Annotated in this window: 20 protein-coding genes; 16 read left to right on the top strand and 4 right to left on the bottom strand. The window is 63.8% G+C overall.

The features are described 5' to 3' along the window. The first annotated feature begins 3 nt into the window (after nucleotides 1-3). The 5 genes from FPH17_RS07025 (at nucleotide 4) to panC (ending at nucleotide 6,726) form a co-directional block, all read left to right on the top strand. Nucleotides 4-1,329: a sodium/glutamate symporter gene (locus tag FPH17_RS07025; protein WP_095536069.1), complete on the top strand. Its 1,326-nt coding sequence runs from the start codon at nucleotides 4-6 to the stop codon at nucleotides 1,327-1,329. 121 nt (nucleotides 1,330-1,450) lie between these two features. Next, nucleotides 1,451-4,006, top strand: coding sequence for an ATP-dependent chaperone ClpB (gene clpB / locus FPH17_RS07020; RefSeq protein ID WP_154879410.1), 2,556 nt, complete (start codon nucleotides 1,451-1,453; stop codon nucleotides 4,004-4,006). 257 nt (nucleotides 4,007-4,263) lie between these two features. Continuing rightward, nucleotides 4,264-5,406, top strand: a complete 1,143-nt coding sequence (locus FPH17_RS07015) for an ImmA/IrrE family metallo-endopeptidase (RefSeq protein WP_244288076.1) — start codon at nucleotides 4,264-4,266, stop codon at nucleotides 5,404-5,406. Continuing rightward, complete coding sequence (locus tag FPH17_RS07010) at nucleotides 5,406-5,900, top strand: DUF4411 family protein (RefSeq protein ID WP_144717977.1); 495 nt, start codon at nucleotides 5,406-5,408, stop codon at nucleotides 5,898-5,900. The genes FPH17_RS07015 and FPH17_RS07010 overlap by 1 nt, the downstream gene beginning before the upstream one ends. 28 nt (nucleotides 5,901-5,928) lie before the next feature. Beyond that, complete coding sequence (panC, locus tag FPH17_RS07005) at nucleotides 5,929-6,726, top strand: pantoate--beta-alanine ligase (RefSeq protein ID WP_095546657.1); 798 nt, start codon at nucleotides 5,929-5,931, stop codon at nucleotides 6,724-6,726. Between the two features lie 3 nt (nucleotides 6,727-6,729). On the opposite strand, the gene panB is transcribed toward panC, so the two are convergent. Further along, the gene (gene panB / locus FPH17_RS07000) at nucleotides 6,730-7,551 is read right to left on the bottom strand and encodes a 3-methyl-2-oxobutanoate hydroxymethyltransferase (RefSeq protein ID WP_154879406.1); all 822 of its coding nucleotides are present in this window, start codon (nucleotides 7,549-7,551) and stop codon (nucleotides 6,730-6,732) included. Nucleotides 7,552-7,621: 70 nt separating this feature from the next. Continuing rightward, nucleotides 7,622-8,653 carry an alcohol dehydrogenase AdhP gene (adhP, locus tag FPH17_RS06995; protein ID WP_095546659.1) on the bottom strand — a complete coding sequence of 344 codons (1,032 nt, stop codon included), beginning with the start codon at nucleotides 8,651-8,653 and terminating at the stop codon, nucleotides 7,622-7,624. Nucleotides 8,654-8,801: 148 nt separating this feature from the next. Between adhP and FPH17_RS06990 the strand changes: the two genes are divergently transcribed. From FPH17_RS06990 to FPH17_RS06950, 8 genes are all read left to right on the top strand, one after another. Beyond that, nucleotides 8,802-9,215, top strand: a complete 414-nt coding sequence (locus FPH17_RS06990; protein ID WP_095546660.1) for a DUF4265 domain-containing protein — start codon at nucleotides 8,802-8,804, stop codon at nucleotides 9,213-9,215. Nucleotides 9,216-9,263: 48 nt separating this feature from the next. Continuing rightward, nucleotides 9,264-10,106, top strand: a complete 843-nt coding sequence (locus tag FPH17_RS06985) for a sulfurtransferase (RefSeq protein WP_154879404.1) — start codon at nucleotides 9,264-9,266, stop codon at nucleotides 10,104-10,106. Between the two features lie 58 nt (nucleotides 10,107-10,164). Further along, nucleotides 10,165-11,427, top strand: coding sequence for a TtfA family protein (locus tag FPH17_RS11915; RefSeq protein ID WP_167496788.1), 1,263 nt, complete (start codon nucleotides 10,165-10,167; stop codon nucleotides 11,425-11,427). Continuing rightward, nucleotides 11,420-11,953, top strand: a complete 534-nt coding sequence (gene pyrE, locus FPH17_RS06970) for an orotate phosphoribosyltransferase (protein ID WP_095536078.1) — start codon at nucleotides 11,420-11,422, stop codon at nucleotides 11,951-11,953. Before FPH17_RS11915 ends, pyrE begins: the two co-directional genes overlap by 8 nt. Then, entirely contained in the window at nucleotides 11,946-12,611 is a 666-nt protein-coding gene (locus FPH17_RS06965; protein ID WP_154879398.1) for a TrmH family RNA methyltransferase, read from the top strand. Before pyrE ends, FPH17_RS06965 begins: the two co-directional genes overlap by 8 nt. 104 nt (nucleotides 12,612-12,715) lie before the next feature. Continuing rightward, nucleotides 12,716-13,906, top strand: coding sequence for a glycoside hydrolase family 76 protein (locus FPH17_RS06960; protein ID WP_244288075.1), 1,191 nt, complete (start codon nucleotides 12,716-12,718; stop codon nucleotides 13,904-13,906). A 53-nt stretch (nucleotides 13,907-13,959) separates the two neighbouring features. Next, a complete protein-coding gene (gene fbaA, locus FPH17_RS06955; protein WP_095275649.1) occupies nucleotides 13,960-14,994 on the top strand; it encodes a class II fructose-bisphosphate aldolase in 1,035 nt (344 codons plus the stop codon). Nucleotides 14,995-15,091: 97 nt separating this feature from the next. Continuing rightward, the gene (locus tag FPH17_RS06950; RefSeq protein WP_154879396.1) at nucleotides 15,092-16,285 is read left to right on the top strand and encodes an FUSC family protein; all 1,194 of its coding nucleotides are present in this window, start codon (nucleotides 15,092-15,094) and stop codon (nucleotides 16,283-16,285) included. Between the two features lie 92 nt (nucleotides 16,286-16,377). Here FPH17_RS06950 and FPH17_RS06945 read toward each other — a convergent pair whose 3' ends face one another. Next, nucleotides 16,378-17,256: a PRC and DUF2382 domain-containing protein gene (locus tag FPH17_RS06945; protein ID WP_154879394.1), complete on the bottom strand. Its 879-nt coding sequence runs from the start codon at nucleotides 17,254-17,256 to the stop codon at nucleotides 16,378-16,380. 381 nt (nucleotides 17,257-17,637) lie between these two features. Continuing rightward, nucleotides 17,638-18,561, bottom strand: a complete 924-nt coding sequence (locus FPH17_RS06940) for a hypothetical protein (RefSeq protein WP_154879392.1) — start codon at nucleotides 18,559-18,561, stop codon at nucleotides 17,638-17,640. Between the two features lie 51 nt (nucleotides 18,562-18,612). On the opposite strand from FPH17_RS06940, the gene FPH17_RS06935 reads away from it, so the two are divergent. The 3 genes from FPH17_RS06935 to FPH17_RS06925 all read left to right on the top strand — a co-directional run. After that, nucleotides 18,613-19,902, top strand: coding sequence for an adenylosuccinate synthase (locus tag FPH17_RS06935; RefSeq protein ID WP_095537527.1), 1,290 nt, complete (start codon nucleotides 18,613-18,615; stop codon nucleotides 19,900-19,902). Nucleotides 19,903-19,967: 65 nt separating this feature from the next. Then, on the top strand, nucleotides 19,968-21,047 hold the full coding sequence (locus FPH17_RS06930) for an ATP-grasp domain-containing protein (RefSeq protein WP_095275644.1): 1,080 nt from the start codon (nucleotides 19,968-19,970) through the stop codon (nucleotides 21,045-21,047). A 654-nt stretch (nucleotides 21,048-21,701) separates the two neighbouring features. After that, on the top strand, nucleotides 21,702-24,274 hold a 2,573-nt coding region (locus FPH17_RS06925; protein WP_425277696.1), incomplete at its 3' end, for a hypothetical protein.

The raw sequence follows: 24,274 nt of genomic DNA, 5'->3' as shown, positions 1-24,274 counted from the left end.
GCAATGGAATTTACGCCGTACACAATGCTGACTGATATTGGCTGGATCTCGGTGCTTCTGATCATTGGCAACGTACTCCGCAACCGGCTGAAAGTATTACAGGCGTTGCTGCTGCCTGCGCCGATCACGGCGGGGCTGATCGGTCTTGTCCTCGGGCAGGAAGTGCTCGGGGTGATCAGCTGGTCCGACAGCGTGGGCACATACACGACACTTTTGATCGCCGTGGTGTTCGCGTCAATGGCGTACTCGATGGAGCTCGGCGGCTCCGTGGCCGCGGGTGCGCGCAACATGTGGGCGTATACGACCTCGATGTTCATGGGGCAGTGGGGTCTGTTCATCCTGCTGGGCCTGTACCTGTTTGCGCCGCTGTTTGGCACGGAGCCCTGGTTCGGTATGATGCTGCCGGTCGGCTTCGTCGGCGGGTTCGGCACCGCGGCGGCGGTCGGTTCCGCGCTGGAGGGGGTCGGGGTGGAAAACGCCTCGTCCATCGGCTTTACGTCCGCGACCGTGGGCACACTGGTGGCCATCGTTGGCGGCGTGATCGTGGCAAACTGGGGCATCCGCAAGGGCAAGGCGGCTGAGCTGAGCGGCGACCTGCCCCGCGAGCTGCGCACTGGCTATATTGACGACGAATCTGAGCGCCCCTCCATCGGCAAGGCGACTACCAACCCGTCCTCCATCGAGCCGCTGGCGCTGCACGGTGGTTTCGTGGTGTTTACCGTGCTCATCGCGTACATGCTGAACCAGCTGGTGAAGTCGCAGTGGGAAAACGTGTCCATCCCCCTGTTCGCGATGGCGTGCGTGGTGGGCCTGATTGGCCGCGGCCTGCTGAAGGCTGTCGGGCGGCCGAACTACCTGGACCGCGACACCATTAGCTCCATCTCCGGCGCAGCGACCGACTACATGATTGCTTTCGGTATCGCGTCGATCGTGCCCGCGGCGCTCGCCGGGTACTGGCAGGCGCTCCTGCTCCTGTTCGTCCTGGGCACCGTGTTCTGCGTGGTGTGGATGCTGTGGGCGGGCCCGCTGTTCTTTGGCACCAACTGGCTCGAGCGTGGCCTGTTCGGCTGGGGTTGGGCGACCGCGGCAGTGGCCACCGGTATCGCACTGCTCAAGATGGTCGACCCGAAGCTGAAGTCCGGCACGCTCAACGAGTACGGCGTGGCGTACGTCGGCTTCGCCCCGTTTGAGATCGGCATGACCATCCTCGCGCCCATCGCGGTGATCGCCGGCTTTGTCACGGGCTTAGGCTGGATCGCCTTCGCGGTGGCCGTGGGCGTGGTGATTCTGTCCTTTGCTTCGAAGTGGGTCCCGGCAAAGCGGGAGTAAACAACAAAACAGGGTTGAGTGGAACAGACTCAACTTCCGGTGCGTTATAGGAAGTGACCCGAGTAAAACGGGAGATAAAACACGACGAACATAAACGCACACGGAAAGGACGATGTTGACCATGGCATCCTTTACCCCCACAACAAAGACGCAGGAGGCCATCCAGCAGGCGCTGCAGAAGGCCTCCGCGGCAGGGAATCCAGATATTCGCCCGGCGCACCTGCTGCAGGCAATTCTTACGCAGGAAGACGGCATCGCCGCCCCCGTCCTCAAAGCCACGGGCGTTGACCCCGCGACGGTCGCGCGCGAGGCGGGCGAGCTGGTCGCCGGTTACCCCAAGGCGGAGGGCCAGAACATGGCCAACCCCAACTTCAACCGCGATGCGCTCAACGCGCTTAATGCGTCGCAAGAGCTCGCCGGGGAGCTTGGCGACGAATACGTGTCCACCGAGGTACTCCTCGCCGGCATCGCCCGCGGCACCGATGAGGCCGCGGAGCTGCTGACCAAGCGCGGCGCCACGTACGATGCGATTAAGTCTGCGTTCCAGTCCGTCCGCGGCAACAAGAAGGTCACGACCGAGACGCCGGAGGACCAGTTCCAAGCGCTGGAAAAGTACTCCACCGACCTGACCGCACGCGCCCGTGAGGGCAAGATTGACCCGGTGATCGGCCGCGATTCGGAGATCCGCCGCGTGGTCCAGGTACTGAGCCGCCGCACGAAGAATAACCCGGTCCTGATTGGCGAACCCGGCGTGGGCAAGACCGCGATCGTGGAGGGCCTAGCCCGCCGCATCGTCGCGGGCGACGTCCCGGAGTCGCTGAAGGGCAAGACGCTGATTTCCCTCGACCTCGGCTCCATGGTCGCGGGCGCGAAGTACCGCGGCGAGTTCGAGGAGCGGCTGAAGGCCGTGCTGGACGAGATCACGTCGGCAGACGGTGAAATCATCACCTTTATCGACGAGCTGCACACCATCGTCGGCGCCGGCGCGAGCGGCGAGGGCGCCATGGACGCGGGCAACATGATTAAGCCGATGCTGGCCCGCGGCGAGCTGCGACTCGTCGGCGCGACCACGCTGAACGAGTACCGCCAGCACATTGAGAAGGACGCCGCCCTGGAGCGCCGCTTCCAGCAGGTGTACGTGGGCGAGCCGACCGTGGAGGACACGATTGGCATCCTGCGTGGGCTGAAGGAGCGTTACGAGGTGCACCACGGCGTGCGCATCCAGGACTCCGCGCTGGTCTCGGCCGCCGAGCTGTCCAACCGCTACATCACCAACCGTTTCCTGCCGGACAAGGCGATCGACCTGGTGGATGAGGCTGGTTCGCGCCTGCGCATGGAGATCGACTCCTCGCCGCAGGAGATCGACGAGCTCGAGCGCGTGGTCCGCCGCCTGGAGATCGAGGAGATCGCGCTGCAGAAGGAGTCCGACGCGGCGTCCCAGCAGCGCCTGGTGGACCTGCGCCAGGAGCTCGCTGACCAGCGTGAAAAGCTGAACGAGCTGAAAACTCGCTGGTCCAACGAGAAGGCGGAGATCGACTCGGTCCAGTCCGCGAAGGAGGAGCTGGAGCGGCTGCGCAACGAGTCCGAGATTGCGGAGCGCGACGGCGACTACGCCAAGGTCTCCGAGCTACGCTACGGCCGCATCCCCGAGCTGGAGAAGCAGCTCGCGGACGCGGAAGCGAGCGCCAGCGAGACCCAGAAGACGATGCTCACCGAGGAGGTCACCCCGGACGTGATCGCGGAGGTCGTGTCCTCCTGGACCGGCATCCCGGCGGGCAAGATGATGCAGGGCGAGACCGAGAAGCTCCTGCACATGGAGGAGCTGCTTGCCGGCCGCGTCGTCGGCCAGAAGGACGCGGTCAACGCGGTGTCCGACGCGGTGCGCCGTTCGCGCGCAGGCGTGGCTGACCCGAACCGCCCGATCGGTTCCTTCCTCTTCCTCGGCCCCACCGGCGTGGGCAAGACCGAGCTGGCGAAGGCGCTGGCTGAGTTTCTCTTCGACGACGACTCGGCGATGGTCCGCATCGACATGTCCGAGTACGGCGAGAAGCACTCCGTCTCCCGCCTGGTCGGCGCCCCTCCGGGGTACGTCGGCTACGACGCCGGCGGCCAGCTCACCGAGGCTGTTCGTCGCCGCCCGTACTCGCTCGTGCTTTTCGACGAGGTGGAGAAGGCCCACCAGGACGTCTTCGACATCCTCCTGCAGGTTCTCGACGAGGGCCGCCTCACCGACGGCCAGGGGCGCACGGTGGACTTCCGCAACACGGTGGTCATCCTCACCTCCAACCTGGGCGCGGGCGGCAGCCACGACCAGATCATGGACGCGGTGAAGCACCACTTCAAGCCCGAGTTCATCAACCGCCTTGACGATGTCGTCGTCTTCGACGCCCTGTCGTCCGAGCAGCTCGTCGGCATCGTGGACATCCAGCTCGGCTCGCTGGCGGAGCGTCTCGCTTCCAGGCGCCTCACGCTCAACGTCTCCGACGCCGCGAAGGCATGGCTCGCCGAGCGCGGCTACGACCCGGCCTACGGTGCCCGCCCGCTGCGCCGCCTGATCCAGCAGGCCATCGGCGACCGCCTGGCGAAGGCGCTGCTCGCCGGCTACGTCCGCGACGGCGACACCGTCAACGTGGACGTCGCCGAGGGCGGGGAGCACCTCACCGTGGACGCTGCGTAAGTCGGTGTTGGCGGCGGGGCCGAGCAGACCTCCGGGCCGTAGTTGCGGGCGGTAGTCCGTCTGTCGTCTACAAGGAGCTAGCTCCATTTGCATGCTGCGCCAGTGTAAAACCGCAGGTCGCGGTTTGGCTGGTCGGCCAAATGGAGCTAGCTCCATTTAGGAGCCTGCGGCCCCTGTGCGGACGTCAAAGAAACGTATGATGATGCCTACGTAGTCGATCCACAAAGTCGGTGGAGGTGAGTGGAATGGTAGTGAGGGTGGATGTTGCCCCAGAGGTTCTTCGTTGGGCTGTTCGGCGGAGTGGTTGGGATGAGGACACTACTGTTCGTCGTGCTCCGAAGCTTGACTTATGGCTCTCTCAAGAAGAACGCCCCACACTCAAACAATTAAAGAAGTTTGCAAACGCTACGCATACGCCTTTGGGTTTGCTTTTTCTTCCGGAACCGCCGGTAGAGGCGATTCCAATCCCGGATATGAGGACGTTGGGCAACTTTGGGGTTCAGCAACCCTCGGCAGATCTCCTTGACACGATCTACCAGTGTCAGCAGCGTCAAGACTGGTATCGCGAACATGCCTTGATGAACGATTTCGACGAAGTCTCCTTTGTTGGTGCTGCCACGTTGAATTCGCCAGTTGAAAAAGTCGCGAGCCAGATTCGGAACGCGTTAGATTTTGGTCTTGATGCACGCGCCACCTTCCCCAATTGGGAACAGGCTTTGCGTCAGCTGATTGACCGGATCGAGGGAGTCGGCGTCTTGGTCATGGTAAGTGGTGTCGTTGGTTCCGATCCGCACCGGAGACTGGATCCTAGTGAGTTCCGAGGATTTGCTTTGGCGGACTCCCTCGCCCCACTGATCTTTGTCAACGGAGCGGACACCAAAGCAGCCCAAATCTTTACGCTGATTCACGAGCTGGCACACATTTGGTTAGGTGGCAGCGCACTCTCGGAAGCCGCCATGACAGCTAAGGATGGTCCTAAGGCTGAGCTCTGGTGCAACCAAGTCGCTGCAGAGGTGCTTGTGCCGATGCATGCTTTGGTTGAGGAATTTCAGGGCGTCGCGAACGTAGAGGAGTTGGAACGCCTTGCTAGGACCTATCGCGGCAGTACGCTGGTGATCCTTAAACGTCTTTATGATGCCAAGGTTCTTCCTTGGAATGAATACACCAAGGCGTATGAAGTGGAGAAGCGGCGTGTCATGTCTTTTTTTGATACGCGACGCAGCGATGGCGGCGGCAACTATTACTACACCCAGCCACTGCGCCTCAGTCGCAGTTTCTCTCGAGCGGTGATAGCGAGCGCTTTGGAAGGCTCCACTGCGTACCGGGAAGCGTACCAGTTACTTGGTACGAAAAAACACGCAACGTTTGAGAATCTTGCGGAAGAATTGGGGGTTGCCTGATGTTCCTGATCGACGCCAACATCCTCATTGAGGCGAAGAACCGGTATTACGCTTTCGACCTCGCGCCGGGATTCTGGGATTGGCTCGAAGGCGCGTATCGGCAAGATTTGGTGTGCAGTATCGAAGCCGTCCAGGATGAACTCCTACAGGGCAATGATGAGCTCGCTGAGTGGACGCGTGCAAATCCTGGTTTGTTCAGGGCGATTGATCAGCCAACGACGAAGCACTTCCAGCCGCTTTCTCAGTGGGCTGTTTCAGGAGCGTACCGGGAGGAAGCCATCAACGCTTTTGTAGGAAATCACGCCGATTATCTTCTCGTTGCTTACGCTCGTGAGCATCAACATACGGTCGTAACCCATGAGCGCTCACAACCGCACTCACGGAAAAGGATTCTTATTCCGGATGCCTGTTTGGCGATGGGTGTCGATACAGCAGACACATTTGAGATGATGCGCGAGACGGGCGTCACCTTGCACCTGCAGAAATCCCCGTAATTGCTTGGCACGTTCCATAAACAGTACCATGACACACCTCGTTCACACCCCTGAGTCCCTCACCGACGCCATCGGCCACGGCCCCGTTTCCCTGGTCCCCACGATGGGTGCGCTCCACGATGGCCACCTCGCTCTGGTCAGGCAAGCAAAAACGCTGGGCAACCCTGTCGTGGTGAGCATCTTTGTCAACCCGCTGCAGTTCGCGCCGGGCGAGGACCTGGACGCGTACCCGCGCACGCTCGCCGAGGATGTGGCCAAGCTGGAGGCGGAGGGCGTCGAGGCGGTGTTCGCGCCTTCGGCTGAGACGATGTACCCCCACGGCCCGCGCACGACGATCCAGCCGGGTCCCCTCGGCGAGGTGCTGGAGGGCGCGACCCGCCCGACACACTTCGCGGGCGTGCTCACGGTGGTGGCGAAGCTGTTCGCGCTCACGGGAGCTAGCGACGCGTTCTTCGGCGAGAAGGATTACCAGCAGCTCGCGCTGATCCGCCAGATGGTGGATGATCTGCATCTCCCGGTCCGCGTCCACGGATGTCCGATTGTGCGCGATGCCGATGGTCTCGCCCTGTCGTCGCGCAACCGTTACCTCAGCGCCGCCGAGCGCGAGGTCGCCCTCACCATCCCCAGGGCAATCGCCACCGGCAGCGTCGATGCCGCTCGCTCGCTTCTCGACGCCACGCCCGACCTCCACCTCGACTACCTCGTCGCCACCACGCCAGACCTCGCCGAGCTCCCGGCCGGATTTACCGGCGAGGCCCGCCTGCTGATCGCGGCCAAGGTCGGCTCGACGCGCCTGCTCGACAACGCGCCGATCCAGATCGGCTAACAGCTACTCGAAGGTGTGCTCCTCGGCGGGGAACTCGCCGGTGTGTACCGCGCGCTTGTACTCAGCGGCCGCGTCCGTGAGGTCGGCGCCGATCGTGCCGAAGCGACGGACGAAGCGGGCCCGGTGATCGCCTGCGGGCAGATCGGCCATGTCGTGCCAGACCAGAACCTGCGCATCCGTGTCCGGGCCGGCCCCGATGCCGACGGTGGGGATCGGACACTCGCGCGTGATGCGAGCAGCGAGTGCGGCGGGAACCATTTCGAAGACGACGAGGTCGGCGCCTGCGTCGACGATTGCGCGGACGTCGTCAAGCAAAAGCTCCGCCCCCGCATCGCGACCCTGAACCTTGAAGCCGCTGAGGCTGTCGACGGATTGCGGGGTGAATCCGACGTGTGCGCATACCGCGAGGCCCGCGTTTTTGAGCGCGCGGATGCGCGGGGCGATGCGCACGCCACCCTCGAGCTTGACTACGTGCGCGCCGGTGCGGCGCACCATGTCGGTGGCGGTGCGCACGCACTGTTCGTCGCTCGCCTCGTAGGTGCCGAAGGGCAGGTCGAGCACGACGAGCGCGTTGCCCGCCCCGCGCACCACTGCGGCGCCGAGGTGGACCATCTCGTCAACGCTGATCTGGTTGGTGGTGTCGTAGCCGTACACCACGTTCGCGGCTGAGTCGCCGACCAGGAAACACTCAATGCCGGCCTGGGCGAACGCGCGGGCGGTGGAGTAGTCGTAGGCGGTGGGCATCGCCCACTTCTCGCCGGACGCCTTCTTCTGCGCAAGGTCGGCGACCCAGACCTTTTTCGTGGGAGCAAGATAACCAGTCACGGGCTCGAGTCTAAGTGAGTGACACTTAGTTACTGGCTGAAGCCCCGTAGGGCCTCAGCCAGCGGCGCACCTAGTACTTAATCGCCATGCGCCCGTCGATCTTGCCCTGGCGCATGTGCTCGAAGACATCGTTGACGTCGTCAAGCTCGCAGGCGGTCACATGCGGCGCCACCTTGCCGCGCGCGTAGAAGTCCAGCGCCTCGGCCATATCCTGGCGGGTGCCAACCAGGGAGCCGCGGATCGTGATGCCGCGCAGCACGATGTCGAAGATGGGGGCGGGGAAGTCTCCCGGCGGCAGGCCGTTGAAGACGATGGTGCCGCCGGAGCGGCACATGCCGATGGCCTGACCGAAGGCGGCCGGGTGGACGGCGGTCACCACGATCCCGTGCGAGCCACCTTCGGTGTATGCCTGCACCGCTTCGGCGGGGTCTTGCTCCTTCGCGTTGACCGCAAACTCTGCGCCCAGCTTCTTTGCTAGCTCCAGTTTGTCGTCGGCAATGTCGACAGCGATCACGCGCATGCCCATCGCGGCGGCGTACTGCACTGCAACGTGGCCGAGTCCGCCGATGCCGGAGATCACCACGAACTGGCCGGGCTTGGTCTCAGTGACCTTGAGCGCCTTGTAGACGGTCACACCCGCGCACAGGATCGGCGCGACTTCGACGGGGTCTGCGCCGTCGGGGATGCGCGGGGCGTAGCGGGTGTCTACCAGCATGTACTGGCCGAAGGAGCCGTCGACGGTGTAGCCGCCGTATTCGGCTTTGGCGCAGTAGGTTTCACGTCCGGTGCGGCAGAATTCGCACTCCCCGCACGAAGACCAGAGCCAAGCGTTGCCGACCATGTCACCGACTTGGACGGGGTGCTCGCCCGGTCCGAGCTCGACAACCTCGCCGACGCCTTCGTGGCCGGGGACGAACGGCGGCGCGGGCTTCACCGGCCAGTCGCCTTCCGCTGCGTGCAGGTCGGTGTGGCAGATGCCAGAGGCGTGCAGTTTCACCAGTGCTTGGAAGGGGCCCGGGGTGGGAAGGGCGACGTCTTCTACGTGCAACTTGGGGCCAAATTCCTTGACCACGGCGGCGCGCATGGAAGTGGCGGTTGTCATGAGGGTCTGCCTCCTCAGGATTGGGGAATGGATGTGACGCGAACCATTGTACGGATAAATATGTGTCGGGGGTAACGGTTTGCCCCCCCGGTGCCCGCTCGTTCCAAAACGTACTCACGCATTTGACGCGGACGGTAGGCTGCGAGACATGCAGTATCCAACGAAGATCCTCGCCCGCGTTGCCATGCCGGGTGTGGAAAACGAGCAGTTGGCCGCGCACAGTTTGGGCGGGAACCACTTCGTTGTGGCGAGTGTGCCGTTTGTGGATACGTCGCTGGCGGTGGGCGACATTGTTGAGTGCGTTCGAGTGGGTGGCAATTGGCACGTGGACCGCGTGCTGGTGCGCGGTGGGGCGTCGACAATGCGCATCCTGCCCGAGACCCAGCAGCCGCACGAGATTGCGGAGACGCTGCTCGCGTTTGGGTGCCGCGTCGAACTTGGCCCCGGCGGCATGCTCGCCGCGAGCATCGGCCCGGACTGCCCGCGCGAGGGGATCCGCGAGTGGCTCGACGGGCTCGAGGCGGAGGGCGCGATCCAACAAGCGCCGGGCTACATGGCCTAACGCGCTTACGCGCTGTGTGCCTCGCGTCCCGGCGCTACACTGGCGCCCATGAGCGTATTTGTCTCCGCCGACGACCTTCGGCAACGAATCCAGACCGGCAAGAAGTACACCATCTTGGCGTCCTTGTGGGAACCACAGGAGGGGAAGGCGCTGTCGAAGTACTTCTCCGAGCACATCCCGACCTCACAGTTTTGCGACCCGGCTGCGCAGCTCGCGGGCATGCCGGGCAGCCGCGTCGGCCGCAACCCACTGCCCAAGCCGGAAGTGGCGGAGCACGCGATCCACAGCTGGGGCATCGAGGACGGCCGCCCCGTCTTCATCTACGACCAGGGCATTGGCCTCTACGCAGCCCGCGCCTGGTGGATCCTGCGCTGGATGGGTGTCGAGGACGTCCATATCGTCGACGGTGGGTTCGCTGCCTGGGACCGCAACGGCTTCGACTCGCTCGCCGGCCCGGGCAGCCCCGTGGTCAAGCGCAGTAAGGCAGTCCAGCCGGGCAACCTTCCCACCGCGTCCATGCAGGAAGTCCGCGATTTCGAGGGCATGCTTATCGACGCCCGCGGGGCCGACCGCTTCGACGGCCGCAGGGAGATCCTGGACCTCCGCGCCGGCCACATCCCGGGTGCCATCAATCTGCCCGTCTACGACCTCTTTGACAAGGAGTCGCAGACGCTGCTGCCGGAGGACCAGATCCGCGATCGTTTCGCGCAGGTGGGCCTGACCCAGAACACGGACCCTGCGCAGGTCATCGCCTACTCCGGTTCCGGCAACCACTCGGCCCTCCTGCTCGCCGTGATGGAGCACGTGGGTCTGCCGGTGGTCACCCACTACGTCGGCGGCTGGTCGCAGTGGAGCGCTAACAAGACCAATCCGGTGGCCACGGACCTGTAGGCCGCGCCGTCCCCTCAACCGCCCGGATGTTGGGCCGACGCAGTAATATCGTGACGCGATGGCACCTTTACTTTTTGTTCTCGCGTTGATCGCGCTCGCAGCCGGCGGCTACCTCATGTTCGCTGACTCCCGCGATTCCAGCGATCGCGGAAGCGCCGCAGCACCCGCCCCGGCTCCCGCGCACGAACGCCCCGAACCGGCGGAACCCGCTGAGCCAGCGGAGCCCGCGGAGCGGGCCGAGCCCGCCTCGGAGCGCTGGGTTCCGCTCCACGAGGAAGAATCGCGCGAGGAACCCGAGCCCGCGCCGGAGCCCGAGCCAGCACCAGAGCCAGAACCCGCACCGGCACCGGAACCGGAGCCCGCGCCTGAGCCCGAACCAGCACCAGCGCCTGAACCCGAGCCCGCACCGCAGCCCGCGCGCCGGGCGCACCGGAAGTCTGGCCTGCAGTTCCCCGGGGCGTCGAGGCGCGAGCGCCGCGCGTGGGCCGAGGGGCACGGCTTCGACTTTGCCAAGCATTCTGACGAGCTGGCGGGGGAGTGGCAGCGTGGTGCGGCGTCGGCAGGTGCGGTGCCCAAGGACATCGCCTCAGGTGCGATCTACGGCCACACCGTGCACGTCATGGACCTGGGCGGTGTGACCGTTATCGCGATGGACACCGGTCGCGTCAGCGACGTCGTAGTGGACATGCGCCGCGAAGGCTTCCACGCGGATTCCTCCGCTGACCTGGTGGAAGTGACACACGCCGAGGGCTTTACGGTGCTGGGCACCCACGAGGGCCCGGTCGAGCGGTTCATGGACGTCCGCGTGCGCACGGCGCTGTCCAAGCTGCCGCAGAGCGTCACCGCCGCCTGGTTCGAGTCGGATTGGGTGCTCGCGGAGATGGATCGCGCCTCCGCGGCCCACGAGTGGGACGAGACGCTCGCTCCGCTCGCGCTGCTTGCCGACGCCGCCCGCACCCTCCCGCCCGAATCCGCCGAACCCCTCAGCTTCGGCTACCCCACCCGCGAGATGCCGGCTCCCGCTCCGGCGCTGGTGGAGGAGGCGTCGCCGAGCACGGAGACCGTGCAGCGGCCGGACGAGCCGCTGGAGATGCCCACCCGCATCACCGGGGCACGCCGCGGCCACATTGACTACAGCGACCTGGGCGGCGATGAGGTCGCGCCCATCGCCGACGGCCACCCCGCCGAGGGCGACGCGCCGGCGGACCTGACTCGGGTGCGTCGCGAGCAGCGGCCGCCGTCCATCTTCGACGACTCGCGCCCGAGCACCAGGCCGGACACAGACCCTGAACAGCACATGGAAAGGAACACTGATGAGTGACAAAGCAAGGCTGGCAGAACTGGTCAAGGAACTGGCCGTCGTCCACGGCAAAGTGACGCTGTCCTCCGGCAAGGAGGCCGACTACTACGTGGACTTGCGCCGCGCGACCCTGCACCACGAGGCGTCCCGCCTCATCGGCGCGCAGCTGCGCGAGCTGACCAAGGACCTGGAGTTCGACGCCGTCGGTGGCCTCACCCTGGGCGCGGACCCGGTCGCCACCGCCATCATGCACGCGGACGGGCGCGACATCGACGCCTTCGTGGTGCGCAAGGAGGCGAAGAAGCACGGTATGCAGCGCCGCATTGAGGGCCCGAGCATCGTGGGCAAGAAGGTGCTTGTGGTCGAGGACACGACCACCACTGGCAATTCCCCGCTCACCGCGGTGCAGGCCTGCCGCGAGGAGGGCGCCGAGGTCGTCGCTGTCGCCACCGTGGTGGACCGCGCGACGGGCGCGGACGCCGTGCTCAAGGAAGCCGGCCTGGAGTACCGCTTCCTCCTCGGCCTCGAGGACCTCGGCCTTGCCTGATCCCGCGGACACGGAGCCCGCGAAGGGACCCACCGAGTGGAATGAGGGCCGCCACGGCGTCGGGCCGTGGGAGGGGCCCGTGCCTGAGAACGCCCGCCTGGACCCAGAGTTCCTGGCCAATGGTGACCGCCGCAACGTGGTCGACGCCTACCGCTACTGGTCCATGGAGGCGATCGTCGCGGACCTCGACCGCAAGCGGCACCCGTTTCACGTGGCGATCGAGAACTTCGAGAACGACATGAACATCGGCACCGTGGTGCGCACCGCGAACGCCTTCCTGGCTAAGGAGGTGCACATCATTGGCCGCAAGCGCTGGAACCGCCGCGGCGCGATGGTGACGGACCGCTACCAGCACATCCACCACCACGCGACGGTGGAGGACTTTGCCGTGTGGGCGCGCGCGGAGGACATCCCGGTCGTGGCGATCGACAACACCCCCGGATGCGTCCCGCTGGAAACGGCGGAGCTGCCCGAGCGCTGCGTCCTCGTCTTCGGACAGGAAGGCCCCGGCATTACGGAGGAGACGGCGCACGCGGCCAGCATGACCTGCTCGATTGCGCAGTTTGGCTCGACGCGCTCCATCAATGCGGGCGTCGCCGCGGGCATCGCGATGCACGCGTGGGTGCGCCAGCACGCGGACCTGAGCCAGGCGTGGTAGGTATTCTCCGATTCTCCTGAAACGCTTCTGGGTGCTCTGGCAATATATAGGGAGTACGAGCTAGTCGCGCGTGATTGGAGCAGTAGGTGTCAGAATCCGGGTCAGTGTGGCCACATCGGGCCGACCTGGCGGAGCAGGCCATTCACAGGCGCCACTCGCAGAAGCTGTGGGGCATGCCCGGCACCAACCTCGCCGTCGTGACTTGGCCGCCGGGAGTGAAGGACCGCCTGTACTGGCACTGGCACTTCTGGTGGCAGGCACACTACATCGACTGCCAGGTTGATGCGGCGCTGCGCCAGCCGTCGCTGGAGCGCCGCCACCGCCTGCAGGACACGCTGCGCGCGATGGGCGTGCGCTCGGTGTGGCGGCTCACCGCCAACAAGTACTACGACGACAAGGCGTGGCTGGCCCTCGCTTGGAACCGCGCGCTCCAGCTCGACGGCATTCACCGGTCGAAGGCGCTGGACAAGCTCGAGTTCGACCTGCTCGAGGGCATCGACCCCGTCACCGGTGTCCTGCCGTGGCGCCGCGCCGAGACCTTCTACAACGTGCCGTCCAACGGCCCGGCAGCGATCCTGTTCGCGCGCACCGGCCGGCTGGACAAGTCGCGGGAGATCCTGGACTGGATCTTTGACAACTTGGTGCGCGAGAACGGCCTGCTTGAAGACGGGATCCGTATGCGCATGCACGGCCCCGAGGTCGTGGAGAAAATCTACACCTATAACCAGGGCACGGTGCTCGGTGCCAGCCTCGAGGTCGCCCTTGCGCTTCGCGACGATGTGGGGCTGGACCACGACGAACCGATCGACTCCTTTGCCAACTCGGAGCGCGCCGACGCCTCCGTGTTCTACATCACGCACATCCGCGCGATCGTGCAGGCCATCGCCCTGCACCTGGCCACCCCGCAGGGCGTGATCATCAGCCCGAAGTACGAGTCGGGCGACGGCGACGGCGGCCTGTTCAAGGGGATTCTCGCCCGCTACCTGGCGGAGGTGGCGGTGCGCCTGCCGCGGGACAGCCGGGAGAACATTGCGACGAGGAAGATCGCCGCGCGTCTGGTCCGCGCTTCGGCGGAATCGCTGTGGCAGCACCGGTTGGAAGTCGATGGCCTGCCCGTGTTCGCTGCGGAGTGGACAGAGGATGCGCTGCTGCCGCATAACTATGGGTTTGGGCCGGCGTCGATAAGCGAGGCCGTGGGCTTAGTGCGTATCGACGAACGCGATCTCTCCGTGCAACTGTCGGGATGGATGCTGCTCGAGGCGGCTGCGAGAATTTCTCGTGCAACCGGACTGTAAAAGGTGCATACTGGGCTACGTACTACCAAGAGCAACAAGGGAGGACATTCCCCATGCCAATCGCAACCCCCGAGATCTACAACCAGATGCTGGACGGTGCCAAGAAGGGCGGGTACGCATTCCCGGCCATCAACTGCACCTCCTCCGAGACCATCAACGCAGCCATCAAGGGTTTTGCCGAGGCTGAGTCCGACGGCATCATCCAGTTCTCCACCGGCGGTGCTGAGTTCGGCTCCGGTCTGGGCGTGAAGAACAAGGTCGCGGGTGCGCAGGCGCTGGCAGCATTCGCATACGAGATTGCGAAGCACTACGACGTGAACATCGCGCTGCACACTGACCACTGCCAGAAGGAAGTGCTGGACGAGTACGTGCGTCCGCTGATTGCCATCTCGCAGGAGCGCGTTGACCGCGGCGAGCTGCCGCTGTTCCAGTCCCACATGTGGGACGGCTCCGCCATCCCGATTGATGAGAACCTGGAGATCGCGCAGGAGCTGCTGGAGAAGGCACACAACGCCAACATCATCCTCGAGGTGGAGATCGGCGTCGTCGGCGGCGAGGAGGACGGCGTGCAGGCAAAGCACGGCGCGAACCTCTACACCTCCCCGGAGGACTTTGAGAAGACCATCGATGCCCTTGGCACCGGCGAGAAGGGCCGCTACCTGCTGGCCGCTACCTTTGGCAACGTCCACGGCGTGTACAAGCCGGGCAACGTCGAGCTGCGCCCCGAGGTCCTGGACGAGGGCCAGAAGGTTGCCGCGAAGAAGCTGGGCCAGGACGCTGGCTCCAAGCCGTTCGACTTCGTCTTCCACGGTGGCTCCGGCTCCGAGAAGGAGAAGATCGAGCAGGCGCTCGGCTACGGCGTTGTGAAGATGAACGTTGACACCGACACCCAGTACGCGTTCACCCGCCCGGTCGCGTCGCACATGTTTGAGAACTACGACGGCGTCCTGAAGATCGACGGCGAGGTGGGCAACAAGAAGGTCTACGACCCGCGCTCCTACATGAAGAAGGCAGAAGCTGCGATGACCCAGCGCGTCATCGAGGCTTGCCAGGACCTGCGCTCCGTGGGCCACACCGTGTCCAAGTAAGGCTTTCGCAGGCCAGTAGCGCCGTCCCCCGCTGATTCGTCGCGGTGGGGCGGCGTTTTCTCGTGCGCGCGCCCGCCCGGTGGCTAATGTAGGCACCATGGAGGAACAGAAGGACGCCGGAAGCACGAAGCACCGGCTGACTACGAAGGAACGGCTGAAACAGGTCGATCAGTCGGTGCAGTCGCGCCTGCTGCGCGTGCGGAAGCGCCTACTGCCCATCCTGCAGATCGGCATCGCGTCGGGCCTCGCGTACTGGATTGCCAAGGACCTGCTCGGCCACCAGCGCCCGTTCTTCGCCCCGATCTCCGTGATCATCATGATCGGCATGACGGGCGGAGAGCGCCTCTCCAAGGCGTGGGACCTGGCTATCGGCGGCACGATTGGCGTGCTGGTGGGGGACCTCCTCTTCTACCGGCTGGGCGAGGGCGGTTGGCAGATCGCGCTGATCGTCTCCGGATCGCTCGCGATCGCGGCGTTTTTTACCAAGTCGCAGCTGGCAATTAACCAGGTCGCGATCGGTTCGGTCCTTATCGCCACGATCATGCCGCCGGGCGCGGAGGTCACCGGTATTGATAGGACGCTCGACGCGATCGTTGGCGTCGTGGTCTCGATGGTGACGCTCGCGCTGCTTCCGCAGGCGCCGATGCAGAGCGCGAGGTCGGAGATCTCGAAGGTGATGGGCATTTTGTGCTCGGTGCTGAACGACGTTGCGAATGGGCTGCGCGAGCGCGATCCCGAGATCATCGACGAAGCCCTCGAGGCCATCCGTAGCTCGCAGACGGGCATTGACCAGATGGCATCGGCGGTGAAGTCCGGCAAGGAATCGATCCGCATTTCCCCGTTCCTGTGGAGCGTGCGCCGCTATATCAATTCGCTCTCGCTGGTCATCCCGCCGGTGGATAACGCGGTCCGCACGACTCGCGTGCTGGCGCGCCGCGCGCACGTGCTGTGCGAGGACGGGGATGCGGTGACGGAGCAGCAGGTGGAGCTCCTCGATACGCTCTCGCACATCTGCCTGGAGTTCTCCGAGGTGTACGGGGTTGACTCGCGCCGCGCGCAGGCGATTGCCATCCCCCGCATCGTCAACGAGCTGCGCGTGGCGGGCCAGCGCGCGTCGATGGACGCGGTGCCGGAGGATGCGGTGCTCTCGGCGTACGCCATCCTGGCGCAGACTCGCTCGCTCATCGTCGATCTGCTCGAAGTCAGCGGCATGTCTCACGAGTCCGCGGCGTCGGTGCTCGCGCCGACGTCCTCCTCGCCCAAGTATCCGCCTGAGCTTTACGACGAATAGCGTCCACCCGAAGACGTGCGAGAGCCCGGTGGGGAGTGGTACCCACCGGGCTCTCGTGAAAGGGTGTGCCGGTTACCTACCGGCGGAGGGGCTTACTTCTTGGTGTTCTTGCCGTCGACGACGCCCTCGACACCGTCGGTGTCGAAGCGCTCCTTGCGCAGCTCCTCGGAGACGCGCTCGGTGTCCTGAACGGTGTCCTTCTCCAGGGAAACCTTCTCCACCGGGACGGACTCCTTGGAGACGTTGACGCGCTCCTCGTGCAGGGTGACGGAAGCTTCCTGCTCGCCGATCTTGCCGTCGAAGTTGGCGCGGTCAGCGTCGGTGATCGGCTCGCGGACAACGCGAACCTCTTCACGCTCAACCGGGACCTCGACGGTCTCGGTCTCGTTCACGACGTACTTGCGCAGGCGGACCTGGCCGGACTCAACGCGGTCCTTCTGCACGTTCAGCTGCTCCTCGGAGCGGATGATCGCATCCTTGTCGGTGGCAGCGACGTTCTCGCGGGTGCCGGCAGCAGCGTTTGCGTGAGCGGTCTCGTCGGTGGTCACCTCGCGCTCACCAGCGGCAGCGCCGGCGCCTGCGACGCCTGCAGCACCAGCAGCGGCACCGGTGCCAGCAGCAGCGTGGCGGCCGGTGTCGTAGGTGGTGACGTCCTGGGTGTCGGTCAGGCCGTAGTGGCGGTAGAACGCGTCCTGGTCCTCGGTGGTGAGGTGGCCGTTCTCGTCCAGATCCGGAGCGTCCTCGATGCGGCCCTTCGGGAATGCGAGGTGCAGCTCGCCGTCACGCAGGGTGTGGCCGCGCAGCGGGACGATGGAGGTGCCGGCGCCGAACAGGCCGTGGTTCACGGACACGAAGTCCGGCTGGCCGGAGGTGTCGTTGACGTAGACGTCCTTGACGCCGCCGATCTTGTCGCCGTCAACGTCGTATGCGGTGGCGTTTGCCAGATCTTCGATGCGGTTGGTGTTAGCCATGGTGCTGAAAAGCTCCTTCGTGATTCGAGTTCGTTCAGGGGTCTATCTAACTCAGCCCATCGTGCGGACTGTCTCGCTTAGCGACGAAGCCTGCGAGCACCTGGCTCGAGCTTCGCTGCGTTGCGAACAAGAACGAATGTAGGGCGGATCTGAGATTTTCGCTTGAACGGCCGTCGCAGCGCGGCCCGAATAGGGTATATCGAACAAATGAACTAATGACGGATTCGCGGACCGTCGGTACAATCACCGGGCTGCCAGCGGTGACCTGCAAGAACGTGACGTTTGGATGACTTTGGATGCTGTGTGCGCGCTGGGTGAACGTCTCAAAGTGGTAACGGCCACCTCGGTATGGGCGTAAAGAAATCGCCGATGTGAGATGCATCACATTCCAGAATCTGCCCCCATTTTGACGCTCTGGATGTCGCGGAGGTGCCGATAAAAGGTCACCCGCTCCACCGTTCGGGGGCGTACTACCCCGTCGAGCTCGACGGTGATGGCATCGCCGCCGGACTGCAGGGCGCGGCCGGTGAGTACACGCGAGGAATCCGTCTGACCGGGCGCAACGCCCGCGTTGCGGGTGAGTCCGCGGAGGAGGGGGAGGCGGTGCAACCGCTCCAGCTGCGCCGGTGAGCGCCTGGAGACAGGCCCGGTGGGCACCAGCGGAGTTGTCAGGGCGGAGGATGCAATTCCCGGGGCGCCGGGGGTAGGTACCAGGCGCGCGCCAAATTGTCCGTGGAAGCGCGCCGAGGGCTCGGAGCCGCTGCGGTAGAGGAGCCGCTCCGAGTCGATGACGATCTCGCCGACGTACTCGCTTGCGCCGTCGGCGTGGTAGATCGCGGCTGCCCCCGCGACCACCTCGCCGGTGTCGGTGCGCACGCACGGCGACGGCACGACGGGCCCAGAGGTGGCAAGAGAGATGAGGGAGTCGCGGTCGAGCCCGCTCAATCCCCACAACACCGCTGCGGGCGAGGAGGGATCGACGGGGAGGTAAGCGACCTCCGCCCACAGGTAGTCGCCACGCATCATCCGGGTGAGGACGGCGGCGAGCGCCTTGTCGGTGCCGGAGACGACGATGCGCAGGCGCTCGTCAGGTTGCTGCGGCGCAGGCGCCGGCTGGCCAAGGTGCGCGACGTTGGGGGAGGCCTGGATCTCCGTGAGCGACGGAGTGGGGTCCTCCGGCAGGCACTGCTTCGCCGCAGCGTCGAGGAAGCGCAGGTCCTTGCGCGTCGGTACGGCGGGGAGTTGGTGGTGCTGAGCACCCGGCACAGTGAGGTTGGTAGCGCACGCGCAATGAATAAGACGCATAGGGCTCACGCTACAATAAGCGCGGATTACTGCCTGATATAAGGAGTGAGCATGTCCGCCATCGTCATTGTGGGCGCCCAGTGGGGCGACGAGGGCAAGGGGAAGGCCACCGACATTCTCGGCGGCAAGGTTGACTACGTGGTCAAGCCAAACGGCGGCAACAACGCCGGGCACACCGTCGTCGTCGGCGGCGAGAAGTACGAGTTGAAGCTGCTGCCGGCCGGCGTGCTGAGCGAGAACGCCACCCCGATCCTGGGCAACGGCGTGGTGGTCAACCTCCAGGCGCTGTTTGAGGAGATCGACGGCTTGGAGGCCCGCGGAGCCAACGCCTCGCGCCTGCGAATCTCCGGAAACGCCCACATGGTCGCGCCGTACCACCAGACGCTGGACCGCGTGCAGGAGCGCTTTTTAGGCAAGCGCGCCATCGGCACCACCGGCCGCGGCATCGGCCCCACCTACGCCGACAAGGTGGCGCGCGTAGGCCTGCGCGTGCAGGACATCTTTGATGAGTCGATCCTGCGCCAGAAGATCGAGTCCGCGCTGGATGTGAAAAACCAGATGCTGGTGAAGATGTATAACCGCAAGGCCATCGAGGCGGACGAGATCTTTGAGTACTTCATGTCCTACGCCGAGCGCCTTAAGCCGATGGTGATTGACGCCGAGTACACCCTGAACAAGGCACTGGACGAGGGCAAGCACGTGCTCATGGAGGGCGGCCAGGCCACCATGCTGGATGTGGACCACGGCACCTACCCGTTCGTCACCTCCTCCAACCCCACTGCCGGCGGCGCGTGTGTGGGTGCGGGCATCGGCCCGACCAAGATCACGGCGTCGCTGGGCATTGTGAAGGCGTACACCACCCGTGTGGGTGCGGGCCCGTTCCCCACGGAGCTGTTTGACAAGTGGGGCGACTACCTGCAGGAAGTCGGCGGTGAGGTCGGTGTGAACACGGGGCGCAAGCGCCGTTGCGGCTGGTACGACTCGGTGGTGGCCCGCTACGCCGCCCGCGTCAACGGCTTCACGGACTTCTTCCTCACCAAGCTGGACGTGCTCACCGGCATCGGCGAGATCCCGATCTGCGTGGCCTACGACGTTGACGGTGAGCGCTTCGACGAGATGCCGCTGACCCAGTCCCAGTTCCACCACGCGGAGCCGATCTTTGAAACGATGCCCGCCTGGGACGAGGACATCACCGGCTGCACCACGTTCGACGAGCTGCCGCAGAAGGCGAAGGATTACGTGCTGCGCCTCGAGGAGCTGTCCGGCGCGCCGATGAGCTACATCGGTGTTGGTCCGGGCCGCGACCAGACGATCGTGCGTAACGACGTCATGGAGCGGTAACTCGTCACCGTTTCCCCAGCGCGCCTGTTTGCCCAGGGCAGTGCCGGGACATAAAGTAGGCGCCTATGAATACGGCGAAGCGCTCGAAGGTGCTCATCCTTGGCACGTCTGCGGTAGAGGAGGAGCTTGCAACCTCTTTCCGCCGTTTAGGCTACGAAGTGCAGGTGGGCACGTTTGAGCAGGGCGCGCCGGGTGCGATGACCCCGGGCATCACCGTGGCGGGGGAGGGCACGGACCTGACCAAGCTGCGTGAGCTGGTGGATACCTCGGGCTGCGAGCTTTTCCCGACGGTGGAGGCCTGCCGCATGACCCGCAACCGCGAGGGCGTGCGCCGCACCGCGGCCGAGGAGCTTGGCTTGCCGACGATGGCGTACAAGTTCGTCGACACCGTGGAAGAGCTCGAGGCGTGCGCGGAGCAGGTGGGCTACCCGCTGGTGGTCAAGCCGGGCCGTTCCACCGCCGGCGAGGGCCAGTCCGTGGTGCGCGAGGCCTCCGAGCTGCGCGGGGCGTTTGCCAAGGCGCAGACGGCCTGCGGTTCCGAGGGCGCCTCCGAGCCGGTGGCGGTGGAGCAGTACATTGACTTTGATTACGAGGTCACCATTCTCACCGCCCGTTCCATCGACCCGGCGACGGGGGAGTTGGCCACCTGGTTCTGCGAGCCGATTGGCACCCGCCACGAAGACGGCAAGCTCGTGGAAACCTGGCAGCCAGCGGCGCTGTCGCAGGCCGCGGCCGACAACGCCCGCTCGATTGCAGCGCGTATCAGCGGTGCGATCGCAGGGCGCGGCGTGTACTCCATCGAGCTCTTTGTCGACGGCGACGAGGTCTACTTCTCCCAGGCCACGCCCCGCCCTGACGCGGACGGCCTGCTCACGCGCGTGACCCAGCGCGTCAACCAGTTCGATCTGCACGCGCGCGCCACCGCAGGATTGCCTATCGACGCCACCTTAACCTCCCCCGGCGCCGCCGCCTTCCTCCACGGCGTGAACCCCTCCACCGCACAGATCGCGCAAGCAATGGCCGTCGACGAGGTGACGGTCGAGGTTCACGAAGACACCGTGATGGTGCTGGCCACCGCGGACACAATCGACGAGGCCCAAGCGCGCGCCGCAGAGGCGGCGAAGCAGTTAGAAGCGGAGCGGTAACTCGCGCCTTTTCGGAGTGTTGCGCGAGAAGCAGTGGCACTCGATTCTCTCGTTGCTCCCCCCTAGGGGGTATCACCAGCGGCTGAATCGACAATTATTGGCAACATTTAAGTTCGACCAGTTTCCGCAAGTTGAACGTTCGTGCAGAAAAAATATGTTCGCTACATTTGTGTATCCATGAAGGCTGGGGCGGACCGTCGTGGTGGGCGAAGATGGAGGTTGAGCTGGGGGTGTGGAGAATGTCAAGGCGGACTATATTTTTCCCTCTCGTAAACGATAGGGTTTTCACAGTCGAACAATGTTGCAATGCTTGCTGAGTGGCTTGCTGAGAATTTTTGTGGGGTCTCGACTTTGGTGATGGCCGTGAGGAACTTGTTCGTGGACCATTGTCAAATCCGCTTCCTCGTCTTAAAGGTGCAGTTCAATGACGGTTGTTGCCCCTTTATAGGTAAATGAACGTGCAAATAGTTTTACCTTAGAGTCCGGGCGTCCGGTGGGGCACGTTTAGACCTAGCGCGGGTGTTTTTTACTAGATTGACAGGTGTGAAAGTCTGCGTGGCGTTTTCCGCTGTCAGCTGACGCGGCCGTTTGGTCTACGCGCTCTCTGGCTTTCTCGTTGTTCAGAACATCTTCGTGGAAGGGAGATTTCATAGCATGAAGAAGCACAATGTTGCCCGCCGCCGCGGGACGTCGATTGCGGCAGCAGCGCTTTCGCTTGCGCTTGTCGCTCCATTTGCGCAGCCGGTCGCTGCACCGACTACCGTTCAGATGGCGCAAGCGGCTGAAATTACCGACGCCGACGGTAACTACATTCCGGCGGCTTCCGGGCGAATCAATGACAACGGTGAGGAGGACGGCCTTCTCTATGCCGGTCTTGTGCCCGAGTTTACCGATGCACAGCAAAACAACCCGCAGTACGTCTTCAAGGTTCCGCATCTAAGGAAGGCGATTTGGAATACTGGTAAGACCCCGAAGGGGGATACGGATGCGAACGGCCAGTACATCCGATTCCGTGATGAGGCCCTCTACTCCCAGATCGCTCGCATCGAGTTGGTTGGTACTGAGGGTGACGCACAGGGTTCATTTACCAAGCGTGACCCAAAGGGTTCTGAATGGGGACTGAAGTTCGAAAATACTAGGAACTTTCCTGGCGCATCTGGTGCCCCGTATGCGTCCTATATTCAGATCTTCTTGAAGAATGGCAAGAAGATTGAGGATCTTGGCCTTCCGGCAGAGGGTTCGCAGGTTGACTACTACTGGGTTCGCAAGGATGGTCGAATCTTCAATAACTCTGTTCAGCATGTCAACATCGTTGGCAAGAATCAGCTTGCACAAGTAGACGGGGTTCCTTCAAACACCTTCGAGGGCACCGGCAAGAATGTGTACCAAGACGGTATCTCCAAGCAGCTGAAGTATGACCAAGAGAAGGGCTCCATCAAATCCACTACCACCGCCACGATGGCAATTAGGAACTTTGGTGGCAACAGCTACTGGAACTGGATTCTTAACGAGTACATCAGCCCTGATGTAGCGAAGCACATCACCGACGTCACGGTGTACAAGTCTGATATGGAAGGCAATCCAGTTAAGGGTGCGAAGAAGTGGAAGATGGACTTCGACAAGGAGACAGGGTTCGCTACTACCGCAACTCGCCCCGAACTGTCCTACGTCCCACACGGGACCGACATTGACCCAAAGACCAAGGACCAAGTGTGGGTCAATATGGACAGCATCGTGGGAATCCCAGCTAACGCCACCGGCAGCTTTACCATCGAGTACCAGCTTGAGGAGGGGGCTGAAAACCTCGCCAATTCCCCGTACGGCAAGCGCATCGACACCACCTCCTGGATCTCGGTTGACTTTACGGACAAGTGGCCTAAGGCCCTGCCGAACGACGAAAAGCAAGATGGCGGTGCTAAGCCGACGCTGCTGAGGAGCACGCTCAAGTCCGACTTCCTCAACATTGCGGATTCCGATGGGGATGGGCTCACTAACGACTACGAACGTGAACTTGGTACCGACTCGTCGGCTGTAGACACTGACGGCGATGGTATTCGCGACGATGTCGAGGTCCTTACCGATGACACCGATCCGGTAGACGCGAAGTCCTTCAAGCCTGCTGCTCCGAAGCCGGCTTCGGATCAGGTCCTCCCGTCGATCGAATCTTTGTCGGGCACCATTAAGCGTGAGCAGGATAAGGACACTCAGGGCAAGGACATCCCGCTGCTTGATGTCACGAATGCTGACGCCGCACCGGTCAAGATTGTGGCTGTGCCGACTGGCAAGCTGGGCGAAGACGAAGACGGCAACCTGAACTATGAGGATGCTGACGCTATTGCCGTTGCGTCGCTTGACGACGCCGCCGCTATCGAAAAGGGCGAGTTCAAATCCGGCAAGCTTAAGCTCGAGGACGGTACGGAGTACACCCTCGTTGCAGAGTCTCCAAATGGTGAGCGCACCAAGGGTGGCGCTTTCAAAGCGACCGATGCTCCGACTGAGACGCCTGCTCCGTCGATTACCGACGGTTCTGCGACCGATGAGGTTGTGGCTGATGGTTCGGAGAAGGCCTTGGATGACAAGGTTAAGGATCCGACTGATGGCATGACTGGTGATGTCCTGGATAAGGACGGTAACCCGATTAAGGATGCGACGGTCACGGTTGATCCGGACACCGGTGAGATCAAGGTGTCGGTGCCGGAGGGTACTGCGTCGCAGGATGGCACGGTTGTTGTCAAGGACAAGGACGGCAAGCCGGTTGGTGATCCGATTGATGTGAAGATCACCAAGCCGAAGGATGAGACGCCTGCGCCGTCGATTACCGACGGTTCTGAGACCGATGAGGTTGTGGCTGATGGTTCGGAGAAGGCCTTGGATGACAAGGTTAAGGATCCGACTGATGGCATGACTGGTGATGTCCTGGATAAGGACGGTAACCCGATTAAGGATGCGACGGTCACGGTTGATCCGGACACCGGTGAGATCAAGGTGTCGGTGCCGGAGGGTACTGCGTCGCAGGATGGCACGGTTGTTGTCAAGGACAAGGACGGCAAGCCGGTTGGTGATCCGATTGATGTGAAGATCACCAAGCCGAAGGATGAGACGCCGACGACTTCGGTTGAGGGTGTCGAGAATCCGTCTGAGGTGAAGCCGACTGATGAGGAGCAGTCGACTGGTGTCAAGGTGAATAATCCTGAGGGCACTACGGTGACTGCGACCGACGAGGACGA

The sequence above is a fragment of the Corynebacterium gottingense genome (assembly GCF_007559235.1).
GTDB lineage: Bacteria > Actinomycetota > Actinomycetes > Mycobacteriales > Mycobacteriaceae > Corynebacterium > Corynebacterium gottingense.
This window is presented reverse-complemented; position numbering and strand designations above follow the sequence as displayed.